14 protein-coding genes and 1 riboswitch are annotated in these 13041 nt (G+C 39.7%); of the genes, 9 read left to right on the forward strand and 5 right to left on the reverse strand.

Annotation, left to right across the window (positions count from 1 at the left end; genetic code table 11):
- Positions 1-69: 69 nt before the first annotated feature.
- The 4 genes from AC1TPB_RS21230 (at position 70) to AC1TPB_RS21245 (ending at position 5324) form a co-directional block, all read left to right on the forward strand.
- Entirely contained in the window at positions 70-459 is a 390-nt protein-coding gene (locus AC1TPB_RS21230) for a GntR family transcriptional regulator (protein WP_482078340.1), read from the forward strand.
- Positions 460-566: 107 nt separating this feature from the next.
- Positions 567-1670 carry a DUF1648 domain-containing protein gene (locus AC1TPB_RS21235; protein WP_482078341.1) on the forward strand — a complete coding sequence of 368 codons (1104 nt, stop codon included), beginning with the start codon at positions 567-569 and terminating at the stop codon, positions 1668-1670.
- 285 nt (positions 1671-1955) lie between these two features.
- Positions 1956-3605 carry an alpha/beta hydrolase family protein gene (locus AC1TPB_RS21240; protein ID WP_482078342.1) on the forward strand — a complete coding sequence of 550 codons (1650 nt, stop codon included), beginning with the start codon at positions 1956-1958 and terminating at the stop codon, positions 3603-3605.
- A 124-nt stretch (positions 3606-3729) separates the two neighbouring features.
- Positions 3730-3830, forward strand: a riboswitch (purine riboswitch).
- Between the two features lie 114 nt (positions 3831-3944).
- The gene (locus tag AC1TPB_RS21245; protein ID WP_482078343.1) at positions 3945-5324 is read left to right on the forward strand and encodes an NCS2 family permease; all 1380 of its coding nucleotides are present in this window, start codon (positions 3945-3947) and stop codon (positions 5322-5324) included.
- A gap of 74 nt (positions 5325-5398) precedes the next feature.
- Here the strand turns inward: AC1TPB_RS21245 and AC1TPB_RS21250 are convergent, their stop codons facing one another.
- Positions 5399-5728, reverse strand: a complete 330-nt coding sequence (locus AC1TPB_RS21250; protein ID WP_482078380.1) for a VOC family protein — start codon at positions 5726-5728, stop codon at positions 5399-5401.
- Positions 5729-6459: 731 nt separating this feature from the next.
- On the opposite strand from AC1TPB_RS21250, the gene AC1TPB_RS21255 reads away from it, so the two are divergent.
- Positions 6460-7218 (forward strand): LamB/YcsF family protein, encoded by a 759-nt coding sequence (locus AC1TPB_RS21255; RefSeq protein ID WP_482078344.1) that lies wholly within the window; start codon positions 6460-6462, stop codon positions 7216-7218.
- A 197-nt stretch (positions 7219-7415) separates the two neighbouring features.
- Here the strand turns inward: AC1TPB_RS21255 and AC1TPB_RS21260 are convergent, their stop codons facing one another.
- A complete protein-coding gene (locus AC1TPB_RS21260; protein WP_482078345.1) occupies positions 7416-7583 on the reverse strand; it encodes a hypothetical protein in 168 nt (55 codons plus the stop codon).
- Between the two features lie 201 nt (positions 7584-7784).
- On the opposite strand from AC1TPB_RS21260, the gene pxpB reads away from it, so the two are divergent.
- Entirely contained in the window at positions 7785-8513 is a 729-nt protein-coding gene (gene pxpB / locus AC1TPB_RS21265; protein ID WP_482078346.1) for a 5-oxoprolinase subunit PxpB, read from the forward strand.
- Between the two features lie 8 nt (positions 8514-8521).
- On the opposite strand, the gene AC1TPB_RS21270 is transcribed toward pxpB, so the two are convergent.
- Positions 8522-8695 carry a hypothetical protein gene (locus AC1TPB_RS21270; RefSeq protein ID WP_482078347.1) on the reverse strand — a complete coding sequence of 58 codons (174 nt, stop codon included), beginning with the start codon at positions 8693-8695 and terminating at the stop codon, positions 8522-8524.
- Between the two features lie 27 nt (positions 8696-8722).
- Between AC1TPB_RS21270 and AC1TPB_RS21275 the strand changes: the two genes are divergently transcribed.
- A complete protein-coding gene (locus tag AC1TPB_RS21275) occupies positions 8723-9715 on the forward strand; it encodes a 5-oxoprolinase subunit C family protein (protein WP_482078348.1) in 993 nt (330 codons plus the stop codon).
- 17 nt (positions 9716-9732) lie between these two features.
- On the opposite strand, the gene AC1TPB_RS21280 is transcribed toward AC1TPB_RS21275, so the two are convergent.
- Positions 9733-10809, reverse strand: coding sequence for a phosphodiester glycosidase family protein (locus AC1TPB_RS21280; RefSeq protein WP_482078349.1), 1077 nt, complete (start codon positions 10807-10809; stop codon positions 9733-9735).
- A complete protein-coding gene (locus tag AC1TPB_RS21285; RefSeq protein WP_482062146.1) occupies positions 10809-11240 on the reverse strand; it encodes a hypothetical protein in 432 nt (143 codons plus the stop codon). Before AC1TPB_RS21285 ends, AC1TPB_RS21280 begins: the two co-directional genes overlap by 1 nt.
- A gap of 133 nt (positions 11241-11373) precedes the next feature.
- Between AC1TPB_RS21285 and msrA the strand changes: the two genes are divergently transcribed.
- On the forward strand, positions 11374-12321 hold the full coding sequence (gene msrA / locus AC1TPB_RS21290; RefSeq protein ID WP_482078350.1) for a peptide-methionine (S)-S-oxide reductase MsrA: 948 nt from the start codon (positions 11374-11376) through the stop codon (positions 12319-12321).
- A 45-nt stretch (positions 12322-12366) separates the two neighbouring features.
- Positions 12367-12963, forward strand: a complete 597-nt coding sequence (locus AC1TPB_RS21295) for a nitroreductase family protein (protein WP_482078351.1) — start codon at positions 12367-12369, stop codon at positions 12961-12963.
- Positions 12964-13041 lie beyond the last annotated feature (78 nt).

Below are 13041 nucleotides of genomic sequence, written 5' to 3' on the forward strand. Positions count from 1 at the left end.
TCCGAAGTGACTTTTTGTTGACTTAGAAGTCAATCAGGGAGCAACAAAAAGTTTTAGGAGGTGATGAACTTGCTGTTAGCCATTGATTTGCAATCTGATACACCTATCTACACGCAGATTGCACAGCAAATTATTGAAGGGATAGCGAAAGGTGAACTTATTCCAGGGGAAGGCTTACCGTCGGTACGCGCTTTAGCTGTAGATTTGGGTGTGAATTTGCATACCGTTAACAAAGCTTATCATCTATTGAAACAAGATGGTTATGTACAAATTAATCGCAAGCAAGGTGTCATCATTGAGCCTGACGCTATGCCAATCGCTGATGAACAGTTCAAGAAAAATTTGCTAGAGCGATTGCGACCTCTTATTGCGGAGGCAATAGCTAGAGGAATGGAAATGAATCAGTTTGAAGAGCTTATAGGTACATCATTCAATGAGTTACTGCCTAATCGTAGCTAACTATTGAAAAGTTGAAGTAGATGCTTTCGCTGTACTTTTCATACGAAAAGTTGAAGTAGATGCTTCCGATGTACTTTTCTTACGAAAAGTTGAAGGAGATGAATGGAATGGAATTTTGGATATTAATCGCGTTATTCATACCGATCATTGCAATCATGGCAATTACCCCGCTAATTACAAGGAAGGTTGAGGCATTTGGTGTAACTGTACCAGAAGGCGTCAAGCAGGAGCCATTCGTCAAAAAGCAAATCAAAAGATACATTATATTATGTACAGCTCTTGGCTTAGTTCTAATGGTCATATTATTAATGCTATTACAAAGTAATCAAGAAGAATCTTTTTACGCTATAGTTTATTCTTGCTTAATATTTGCTTATATCATAGGCAGCTTTATTATCTATTATGTTAGCCATTTGCAAATCAAAAAGTGGAAGCAAACGCAAAGCTGGTACGATGAACAACTTACTTCACAAAGGATTGTCGTGCAAACAGGTTTTTATAATAAGAGTATGACGATTTCGTTAGCTTGGTATATACCGCATTTACTACTTGTGGTAGGTACTGTAATTTACAGTTTGCTCAATTATGAAAAGTTTCCCGCAATCATTCCTATGCAATATAATTTAGCTGGGGAAGTGACTAGAAGTGTCGAGAAGAGTTTATCATCGGTACTTGGACTATCTGGGGTCGCTCTAACGATGATTGTTGTATTTATTTTCTCTCATATTTCAATTTCCAAAGCAAAGCAAATTGTAGAAAGTAAAGATCCAGAAGGATCGGTTGAGCGGAATCGTATCTTCCGCTATTCTTGGTCGATCTTTATGGCGATAACTGGATTTCTAATCGTATTCATTATGTGCTTAGGTCAACTATCATCCTTACTCGAAATTTCGAACGACATGTACATGCTAGTCGTATTTCCGGTAATTGGAGTAATTATTGTTGGATCAATTGTATTAAGTATAAAAACAGGTCAAGGTGGCTCGCGCATTAAGCTTAATGGCTCGAATGCTCAAAGTAAGGTAGCGGTTGCGGATCAAGATCAATTCTGGAAAGCAGGAGTGTTCTATTGGAATCGTAATGATCCTGCGATCTTTGTGGAAAAACGATTTGGTGTTGGCTGGACAATGAATTTTGCTAGGCCGCTAAGCTGGCTGCTAATTATCGGTATTATAGCTATTGTAGTAATACCTTCAATTTTTCTATCGTAGTATTCAATGAACAGATAAAGGAATATGATGGAAAATGTGGAATTACTTTTATTATAAGCGGTAGTGCGAAGCTTAACTATTTATTACTACTAAGGTCATTCACCAACTTAATAAAGAAAAAGTGTCACTACAGCCGATCCATTTGGGCTACTAGGTTTCACTTATATTGGAATCTAAGTAGTAACAACTATTTAATATCAAGCGTATGCTTTCGAGGTGAACTTATTTTGTTAAAGAGAAGTGAAATCGAGGAAGCAACAAAAAAATTTTTAGGAGGATATACGAATGAAACCATTTAATTATTTAATGAAATCTGTCTTTTTCCTTGCCCTTATTTTCTTTGTTTTCTTATCGCCTATCAGTCAACTGAGCGTGTCAGCAGCGAATCCAGATTGGGTACCTGTACGAGTAGCAGCTGAGTCGATTGGAGCTAGAGTGGATTGGAATCAAGCTGAACAATTGGTTACGATCAAACGAGGTAATCTCACGGCAATTATTCCGGTCGGGAAAGAACAAGCGTTGATCAACGATAAAGAACTGAACATGGAATTTTCAGCTATGATGAAAGATCATAGCACTTATATTTCCTTAAACGATTTCAATGCTATATTTGGCATCGATGCGAACTGGGATAAAGTACAACAAACAGTCAGCTTTGCTGCAACAGATTTAGAAGGACATTCAAGCTTGTTTGTAAACAAACTATTTTCTGGAAATGTAGCGAGTATGCCTGCCATGATGAATGAAGCATTAAGACCGAATCTTCCTGAACAAGCTCTTGCAATCATTGGACAACAGTATTCTGCTGTTTATGGTAAGCCGCTGATGCAGCAGTCTCTAACGATAGAGAACAACGGCGTACATACAAATGTAATTATGGTTTATGAAACCAATGTATTGCCTTTGAAGATTACATTAAGATTTGATGCTAATCGATTAATTGATGATCTGTACATGGAACAAGTGGCTATTGCTGATACTTATCAGAAACCAGCTTATGATATTGGAAATTATTCAGAAATAGATGTAGTAATCGGGGAAGGTATGTTTGCAGTACCGGGAACATTAACTATTCCTGAAGGAGAAGGACCATTTTCTGCCGTTGTTCTTGTTCATGGTTCTGGTCCACATGATCGCGATTCTACGATTGGCGCAGTTAAAATATTTAAAGATATTTCAGTCGGCCTAGCTGCTCAAAATATAGCTACATTGCGCTATGAAAAAGTAACGAAGGAGCATAATGTAAAAGTAGCTTCTTTACCAAAATTTACTTTGAACAATGAATCTGTCGATGATTCTATTTTGGCAGTCAAATTGTTAAAGGGCAGAAGTGAGATTGATCCTACTCATATTTATATTGTTGGTCATAGTCAAGGTGGTTACGTCGTTCCAAAGATTTTCGAGAATGATAAGGATAACGATATCGCAGGGGCTATATTGCTTTCAGCGCCAAGTGGTAATTTGGCAGATGTACTGAAAGAACAGCAGGTGGATGCTCTAGATCGGTTGAAAAAATTAGGATACTCTTCTGAAATTATTGCTAGCCAAGAACAGACAGCTGCATTTATTAGTCAGACAGTAGATTTAATCAAAGATCCGACGTATTCGACAGAAAAATTACCGGAGTCATTCCCAATCCCTCCTGCTTATTGGTGGTATGAGCAAAGAGATTACTTACCAGCTCAGATGGCAAAACTACAAAATGAACGAATGCTTATCATCCAAGGAGAGAATGATTGGCAAGTAAGTATGAATCAATTCAATGGTTGGAAGAAAGAATTGGAAAGTCGAACCAATATATCATATATTTCCTATCCGAATATTAATCATGTTCTAACTGAATATGAAGAACTATCGATTGGTTCAGAGTATTATCTGCCTTCCAATGTTAGTGGGAAATTAATTGCTGACATGGCGAAATGGATTAAGCAATAATGCGGAAAACACGAACAACAGCTCTTAATTGTAGAGAAAAACGAATGTTTGTAACTTTTTATCGGAAAACATTCGTAAAATGATTGACAACAATGTATCTACCTCGATAAAATTAAAGACGGAATACAACAAAAGCATATACTTTCGTATAATCTCAAGAATTGGCTTGAGAGTCTCTACTAGATCACCGTAAATGATCAGGCTACGAGGGGTGAAAGAAAGCCACTAGGCCAGTGGTATATTTCTTTCCTTTTTGCAGAGCCTAGAGAGATGCGAGTTACGCATTTTCTTTGGGCTTTTTTGCTTGTTCCATCACAATTTTGGGAGGTTATATTCAAAATGGAGCGTTTCTTTCGATTAAAGGAACTAGGAACAAATGTAAGAACTGAAATTATGGCAGGTCTAACAACATTCATGACAATGGCATACATTCTAGCGGTTAACCCAATGATTCTTGGTAGCGCTGGTATGGACATGAACGGAGTATTTCTAGCTACTGCTTTGTCAGCAGGTATTTTTACAATTGCAATGGGGATCTTCGTTAACTTCCCAGTAGCACTTGCTCCAGGTATGGGATTGAACGCTTATTTCGCATCAGTAATTCTTGCTTCAGCGGCCACAGATACGCCGATTACTCCAGCAATGGGCTTAACGGCAGTATTTATCTCAGGGATTATCTTCATCATCTTAACAATTACGCAAATTCGTCAAATGTTAATTGATGCAGTACCGGATAGCCTGAAGCATGCGATTACAGTTGGTATTGGTCTATTCATTACGGTTATCGGTATGAAGGGTAGCGGCTTGATGACCATCAATGTGGAAAGCTTTGAAAATATTACAAAAGGTGTATTTACACCAGTTACGAGTAATGAGACAGTTATCGGTCTAGGTAGCTTCTCCAATGAAACAATGGTCTTTACGATCATTGCATTACTACTTACAGGAATTATGATGGTACTTAAAGTTCCAGGTGCGATTCTGTGGGGGATGTTAGCAACAACACTTCTTGCTATTGTAACGGGGAATGTTGATGCTGGTGCTTCATTATCAGGTGCTCAATGGATGCCAGACTTCAGCACAATGCACTTTGCAGACTTTAACTTCGCTGGTGTCATCGAGGTTGGTCTAGTTACAGTAATTCTTACTTTCACATTCGTAGAAATGTTCGATACATTCGGCACATTAGTTGGTACAGCTACTCGTGCTGGTTTTATGAAAGATAAAGTAAAAGGTAAAAAAATAGTAGGTAAAGCAATGTTTGTTGACGCAATTGGCGTAAGTGGTGGTGCTGTGCTTGGTACAAGTACAGTAACAGCTTTTGTTGAGAGCTCATCTGGTATTGCACAAGGTGGCCGTACTGGTCTAACAGCCGTTACGACAGGTATTTGTTTCTTGCTTTCAATCTTTATCGCACCGCTAGTTATGTTAGTGCCAGGCTCTGCAACTTCTGCAGCACTAATTATTGTTGGTGTACTTATGATGCAATCGGTGAAAGAAATTGACTTCTCTGATATGGTGTATGCAATTCCTGCATTCTTCATTATCGCATTCATGCCTTTCTCTTACAGCATCGCTAACGGTATCTCTTTCGGTATCGTGTTCTATGTTGTACTAGCTACTGTTGCTAACCTAGCGAAAAAAGGTCAGTATAAAGTTCATTGGCTAATGTGGGTACTAGCGGTATTAATTATCTATCGTTATGTGTTTATGGGGTAGCTAATAAATTAGAAAATAACAAAAAGAAGCAGTGCTTGGCCGGCGCTGCTTCTTTTTGTTTTAAATGTATATAGTTAATTGGATTCTTCGATCTGACTGAATTGCCAATGAATGCCGAATTGATCAGTAATCATACCATAGCATTTACTCCAAAACGTTTCTTGTAGCTCCATCGCAATAGTACCACCTACTTTTAATTGTTCGTAAGCGGATTCTAATTCGTTGCGATCCGTGCTTACAAGGGCAAGCGTAACATTGTTTCCAGCGGTAAAGGGCATACTTGGGAAGACATCGGAGAACATCACATTACTTCCGCTAATTTGCAATCTGGCGTGCATAATTAGATTTTTTGTATCCTCGCGCTGTGCTTCTCCTGGAGCTTCTGGAATATCGCCAAAAGTCATATTAACGCTACATTTGGCTTTGTTACGCCGCAAGAGCGGAATGAAGTGCAAGAAGGATCTTCATAGCGTGCTAATGGTGATCAAGTAGGATTGAAGAACAAACGAGCGGGCACACAGGACGCTAATTAGCTAAAAACCACCACTATAGGATGTAAGAGGACTCACAGGACCCTATTGATAGTATTTCACTGAATATTCACTAGCAAACGAGTGAATAAGATCCTGTGAGTCCGCGAAAACTCGAAATGAGCGGAAAACGCAGAAATAAGATCCTGTGAGTCCGCTAGTATTGCCAATGGGTTTGGGTTGTGCTGAGCTCGGCAATGTGCTGAATGGAGTTTAGCGCAAATTGCTGAGCTCAGCAACGAATGCCGCAGTTGCTCCATCTGACGCACATTAAGGCTACTTTTGGCTTTGTTATATGAACGAGTGCCAAGGGGCCAAAAGCTTACTGAAAAATGATCAATTATGCCTATAACGTACCTGATGTACGCTTAAGCATACAAAATTTAACAGTCAAGCACTTATTATGAGGTTGATCCATTATTTTTCGTGAAATTTCATTAATTAAAGCATTACTTGCGCAGTTGGTAACATTATAGTGAACTAATGGGTGGAAATCTGCTAGAATTAGTTGAAAAGGTACAATCTACATAGCTATGACAAATAAGTTTATTGAGATGTAAAAACATACGACGTGGAAAATTACTATAGTAAGGTTAGGTGAAATAATGTACAAGGTAGATTTAAATTGTGATATGGGTGAAAACTTTGGTATATATAATTTAGGACAAGATGAAGAATTAATGAAGTATATTACGTCAACAAATATTGCATGTGGCTATCATGCTGGAGATCCAATGACAATGCGCAAGACGGTAAAGCTAGCGCTTCAATATGGTGTGGCTATCGGGGCTCATCCAGGGTTACCAGATATGGCAGGGTTCGGAAGACGTGTAATGGATATTAGTGCAGAAGAAATATATGGATTAGTACTGTATCAGATCGGGGCTTTGCAGGCATTTGCTAAGGCCGAAGGAACATCGATTACTCATGTGAAGCCTCATGGGGCATTATATCAAATGGCGAATCGAAGTACGGATATCGCGGAAGCTATTGCCGAGGCAGTATATCGTATAGGCGATGATGTATATTTGGTTGGTCAATCCAACAGCAAACTAGTTAAAGCAGGTGCAAGAGCTGGCCTTCGTACGTTGCATGAAGTATTTGCTGATCGTAATTATGAGAAAGACGGTTCGTTGACGCCAAGATCGCATGAACAAGCGCTAATTGTTCAATCCAAATACTCAACAGAGCGTGTCATTCGTATGGTGCGAGAGCATAAGGTTGATAGTAGAACAGGTGAAGAAATGAATATGCGTGCAGATACAATCTGTGTACATGGGGATTCACCCGATGCTTTAGAGCATGTGATTCAGTTGTCGCAGGCATTGTCAGAAGCAGGCATTGAAGTCATCCATCCTGTTTAGAGGAAGCTCTAAACGTCCGACTGTGATAACGAAGTGATGCTAACGTAGCATATTCGACATCGAATATGAAACGAACTTGGAAAGTACGGTTCGCATGTACCAATTACGTACATTTGCGCTTCCGCCTTTCTCAAGTAGCGTCTCATCTTCTCGGTTCTGACAGCCGAACGTTTAGAGCCTTTATTGGAAGAGGAAGCTCAAAACGTCCGACTGTGATAACGAAGTGATGCTAACGTAACATAGTCGGCATCGAATATGAAGTGAACTTGGAAAGTATAGCATAAGCTTCCGATGTATGTTTCTTGCAGAAACATTGTAGGTCCACATGTACCAACTACGTACACTTGCGCTTCCGCCTTTCTCAAGTAGCACTCCATCTTCTCGATTCTGAAAGCCCGCTTTTTGAACCTTTATTTGAAGCTTCGGTCATTGACCGCTTGTGTACTCGTACCGTACACGTTACTGGGTATTGTTTCATTGTAATAGGTTAGATTAAACAGCGGACTTCGATAACGATGTTGCGCCAACAATTTCTAAAACATCGTTAGGATGAAAGGGGCTTATGTATGGAATATTCATTATTGCCGTTAGGTGAGAAGGCTGTCATTATTCGACTTGGGCATGAAATTAATGAACAAACGCATCATAAGGTAATGAGTTTATTGCAAGTTTTGGAGCTTGAACCAATGCATGGTGTTATTGAATACGTACCTGCTTACTGTTCGATTACAGTTCATTATAATCCTTTGCTAATGAAAGCAGCTAGCTTGCTCAAGCAATCTGCCTCTCAGATGCTACAAATGCAATTACAACAACGAATCGAACAATATGAGCAGAAAGTTGTTGAAGCTACTCATGCGGAGCATCGCGTTATTGAAATCCCTGTTTGCTATGGTGGTTTCTATGGTCCTGATCTAGCTGAAGTGGCCAGATATAATGAGCTGACTACCGACGCTGTAGTGCACATACATTGTGAGAAATCATATCTTGTACATATGCTAGGTTTCGTACCAGGATTCCCCTATCTAGGTGGAATGGACAAACGTATTGCTACACCTCGTAAAGCAATTCCAAGAACTCATATTGTAGCAGGAAGTATCGGGATTGCTGGAGAGCAGACAGGTATTTATCCACTTGCTACACCTGGTGGGTGGCGTATTATAGGTCGCACGCCATTAAGAATGTTCAATCCGCTAGATGAAATGCCCACATTAGTACAGGCTGGTGATTGGATTAAATTTATTCCGATAACGGTGGAGCAGTTCGAAGACATCAGTACATCACAATGGACATGAGTGGAAGTTCAAACAGTGGACTTTGATAACGATGTTACGCGCTGTAGCATAGTCGGCATCGAATATGAAACGAACTTGGAAAGTACGGTTCGCATGTACCAAACACGTACATTTGCGCTTCCGCCTTTCTCAAGTAGCATTTCATCTTCTCGGTTCTGAAATCCCACATTTTGAACCTTCATTATAATATAAGAAAGGAGATGTCTTTCGTGGGGATTGAAGTCATTAGAGCGGGGATACTTACTACGATTCAAGATTTGGGTAGATACGGTTATCAAAAGTTTGGGCTCAATATTAATGGGGCGATGGATGAAGGTGCGGCAAGGGTAGCCAATATTTTAGTTGGCAATGACGAGAAGAATGCCGTTCTAGAGCTTACATTGACAGGTGCTTCATTAAAGATGACTGCTGATCATCTTATCTCAATATGTGGTGGAGATATGTCAGCGACAATGAATGGGCAATCGATACCGATGTGGCAACCTTTCATTGCATCCAAAGATGCTGTAATTAATTTTACTCATTATAAAAATGGCTGTAGAGTATACATCGCTATTGCAGGCGGGATAGCTATACCAGCTGTACTTGGAAGTTATAGTACGAATATGCGTGCTACTATCGGTGGATATGAAGGTAGAGCTTTACGCAATGGAGATATGATTGAAGTGTCTGAAATGCGCAACCAAAGCTGTTCAATGGGATTGTGGCAGAAGCTACAGGACGGTGATACAAGAGCATTTAACGCCCAGCATTTTGGTATGGCACATGAGGATAGTGTAACGATTCGATTTATCGCGGGTCCTGAATATGAGCTATTAGATGAAGCTAACAAACAGAAATTTACCCAGTCCAAATGGTTCATTGACGCTCAATCAGATAGAATGGGATATCGATTGCAAGGCCCATCGTTAGCAATGATCAGTAAGCAAGAGTTAATTACAGAAGGTGTCGTTCATGGAACAGTACAATTACCGGCTAATGGGCAACCGATTGTATTACTTTCAGATCGCCAAACGACAGGTGGATATCCGCGTATTGCGGTTGTAGCGGCAGTTGATATTCCGATATTTGGTCAGTTGAAGCCAGGTAGTGCGATTACCTTTACAGCAATAACGATTGAGGAAGCAGAACAACTGCTTGTTGAATCGGAGCAAGATATTAAGCGATTGAAAATTGCTATTCAATTAAAGAGCAAGCAGTAATTGAATAGCAAGCTTCATCATTTGAAAAATAAGAAATGGGTTGGTAGTCGTCTTAATGAGCCATCTGAAGGCTTATTGATGATGTTTCCATTAAAGACGAGTGAAGAAGAACCGCCACCGTCTAAATTATAGGCATCAACGGCTCCATATCCTTTAAGGATCGTTTGCAGTTCAGAAAGTGTTGCGCCTTTACTACCATTTGTGTTGTAGCCATCGGTCACCATCAATAATAGTTGATCATCTTTATAGTTTGCAATAATCGTCCGCGGTGCCCGTGCAGGATTCGTTTTCCATTTATCTGGAATCGTTTGTGAAGCTCCATTTTTCAATAAGACAGGTACAAAGGTTGCCCCAAATTTAGGCTTTAATTTGTCTAATTGAGCTTTTTTACTAAATTTGCCCCCGATTAGCTTATTGTTGGTATTCATACCAACGAAAAATAGATCAGATCGACTCGGTTGAAATCCTTGAATATATTCTCCGTCCATAACCGTTGTTCCAAGTGGATAACGATTGCCTCTAGCATCAGCAAAGCCGCCTGCATTAATGGCCACTGCCGCGCTGTAAGTTTTTGCTGCGGTAAGAGTTGTCATTGTTTCGCCTAGCTTGTCCCCACCCATTACCATCTTCATCGATTCCTTGCTTTTCAGCTTTATCTTAACAACATAAGATTGGAAATTATCATGATTAATATAGAAGAGTTGAGCACGTAATTTCTTCGAATCGATAGTAGCAGAAGGCTTGCCGAGACGAGTTGTTATTTTTTTATCATAAATTGATAATGGTATTTGTTTGCTTGTAGCGATTAATTTCGCGACGGCAGCTATTTCATTATTCATTTTCTCATAAAGCTCGTAGTAATCGTCGATATATTGCATCGTTTCATTCGCAAGATCAACATTTGCAGATAACTGCTCATTAGCTTTAACAGAGAGTTCTTCACGTTGTTGAGAAGATTCGGTTATTGTATGTTTCGGATTAAGATCATCCTGTAAATCGAATTGAAACGAAGTGGCAATCATCCATACAAACAAACCTATGACTGGTGCGGTTACAAATACAAAAGTGCGATTCATCCATTTTACGGCATTCATTATTTCAGTAACTCCAAGCTCTTTTTAAGTTCATTAAGTTGAGTTTTCATCGCATTGAGCTGGGTATAAAGCATATTACTGTTATCTGTACTTGAATCCGCATTGTCTTTTGTAAAGGTTAATAGCTCATTAAGTTGTTCGATTTTAATCTGAAGATCTGATAGTTGGGCAATATAGCTCGTTTCGAGTTGTGCAATTTGCTCATCATAGCTCGTTTGCAGTGTTTTAATTTGTGCTGATGTTTGTTCCTCGATTTGTTGGGTGACTCCTTTTTTGAAATGCTCCATATAGGAATGAGTGGCGTAAAAGCCACCAACAATTAATAGTAGCCATAACATGAGAAAGTTAATAAATGCGAACCGAGATCTTCTTTTTTTGCTGCTTTCTTTACGACGTACTGCTGATACTTCTTCTGCTTGTAATTGTGTCATATCACTTTCACCTCAATAATTAGACGTTAACAACATGAGTAATTGTTGCAACATTATATATTGTAACATTTTGAATTGGTTGATGGTGGTGTATAATGAAAATAGTAAGAGGCATATAATGGAGGTTAAATAAATGAATCAATTAGCTACATTTGCAGGAGGCTGTTTCTGGTGCATGGTTACACCGTTCGATCAAATTCCTGGTGTAATCAAAGTAACATCAGGTTATACAGGTGGTCATACGGAAAATCCAACGTATGAAGAAGTATGCTCAGATACAACGGGTCACATTGAAGCAGTTCAAATAGAATACGATCCAACATTACTTAGCTATGAGAAATTGTTAGAGTTGTACTGGCAACAAATTGATCCAACAGATATTGAAGGGCAGTTTAACGATAAGGGACATTCATATCGTACATTTATTTTCTATCATTCTGACGAGCAACAAGAACTAGCGGAGGCTTCGAAAGCGGAGCTGGCAGCTAGCGGTCGCTTCACAAAACCGATTGTGACAGAGATTGTTGCGGCACAAGATTTCTACTTAGCCGAAGAGCATCATCAGGATTATTACAAGAAAAATCCGTTCCGCTACAAAATGTATGCTAAAGGATCAGGCAGAGAGAGTTTTATTAAACATCACTGGTCTATTAAAAAGAATGAAAGTGAACTAAGAGCACGTCTTACGCCAATTCAGTATGAAGTAACGCAAAACAATGCGACTGAAGCTCCGTTCCGTAATGAGTTCTGGGATCATCAAGGAGAAGGCGTCTATGTTGATATTGTTTCTGGGGAGGCTTTATTTAGCTCTAAAGACAAATTCGACGCGCATTGTGGCTGGCCTAGCTTTACAAAACCACTTGAAAATCAGAATGTACTAGAAGAGGTTGACGTAACGCATGGAATGATTCGGACGGAGGTTCGTTCGAAGGAAGGCGATTCTCACTTAGGTCATGTATTTGAGGATGGACCTGACCCTACTGGAATGCGCTATTGTATCAATTCGGCATCACTTCGGTTTATTCCTAAGGATCAATTAGCGGAAAGTGGATTCGGTCATTACTTGAGTTTATTTCAGTAAAGTATATTTCGGTAAATGACATATTCCAGAATGGGAGATAATGATATGACAGAATCGAATATAAATGGATCAGTTGAACATTGTGAGCAAATTATCGAAGCGATTCAGAGTCGTAGAACGATTGGTAGAGTGAAGCAGGATAGCGTTCCAAAAGCTATTATTGAAAAATTGATTGAGGCTGCAACATGGGCGCCAAGTCATCATAATACGCAGCCATGGAGATTCGTCGTTATGACTGATGAAGGTCGAGCAAAGCTTGGCCAAGGCTATGCAGAAGTATTTACTGCAGTAACAGGTGAAACCGATGAAGAGAAAAGAGCTAAAGAAGCTAAGAAGGCTTTCCGTTCGCCGGTTGTTATTGCGGCAATCTGTTCTCCTTCAGATGATCCGCGAGCAGTAATCGAGGAAGAGTTAGCAGCAGCACAAGCAGCAGTGCAAAATTTATTACTTGCTGCACATGCCTATGGCTTAGGTGCGATTTGGCGTTCTGGGGCACCGATGTATCATGAGGCTATGCACAAACAATTCGATCTGCGCGAAGACGAATCTATTGTTGGATTTATCTATATTGGCTATGCAGATATGGTTCCGCCGGTTGCTACTCGCCGATCTGCTGCAGAAGTTACACAGTGGCTAGGCTAGAAGAAGTTCAAAATTGATAACGAAGAAAGTGCTAACGTAGAGACAAGCGAATGTTTTGAACTTGCACTTACATTATTA

It is taken from the genome of Paenibacillus sp. Y951 (assembly GCF_056786395.1).

Excerpts from the sequence above, each read along its gene's own strand:
- AC1TPB_RS21235 (WP_482078341.1), top strand. The coding sequence starts at position 567 with ATGGAATTTTGGATATTAATCGCGTTATTCATACCGATCATTGCAATC.
- AC1TPB_RS21240 (WP_482078342.1), top strand. The coding sequence starts at position 1,956 with ATGAAACCATTTAATTATTTAATGAAATCTGTCTTTTTCCTTGCCCTT.
- AC1TPB_RS21245 (WP_482078343.1), top strand. The coding sequence starts at position 3,945 with ATGGAGCGTTTCTTTCGATTAAAGGAACTAGGAACAAATGTAAGAACT.
- AC1TPB_RS21250 (WP_482078380.1), bottom strand. The coding sequence starts at position 5,728 with ATGACTTTTGGCGATATTCCAGAAGCTCCAGGAGAAGCACAGCGCGAG.
- AC1TPB_RS21255 (WP_482078344.1), top strand. The coding sequence starts at position 6,460 with ATGTACAAGGTAGATTTAAATTGTGATATGGGTGAAAACTTTGGTATA.
- pxpB (WP_482078346.1), top strand. The coding sequence starts at position 7,785 with ATGGAATATTCATTATTGCCGTTAGGTGAGAAGGCTGTCATTATTCGA.
- AC1TPB_RS21270 (WP_482078347.1), bottom strand. The coding sequence starts at position 8,695 with ATGAAGGTTCAAAATGTGGGATTTCAGAACCGAGAAGATGAAATGCTA.
- AC1TPB_RS21280 (WP_482078349.1), bottom strand. The coding sequence starts at position 10,809 with ATGAATGCCGTAAAATGGATGAATCGCACTTTTGTATTTGTAACCGCA.
- AC1TPB_RS21285 (WP_482062146.1), bottom strand. The coding sequence starts at position 11,240 with ATGACACAATTACAAGCAGAAGAAGTATCAGCAGTACGTCGTAAAGAA.
- msrA (WP_482078350.1), top strand. The coding sequence starts at position 11,374 with ATGAATCAATTAGCTACATTTGCAGGAGGCTGTTTCTGGTGCATGGTT.
- AC1TPB_RS21295 (WP_482078351.1), top strand. The coding sequence starts at position 12,367 with ATGACAGAATCGAATATAAATGGATCAGTTGAACATTGTGAGCAAATT.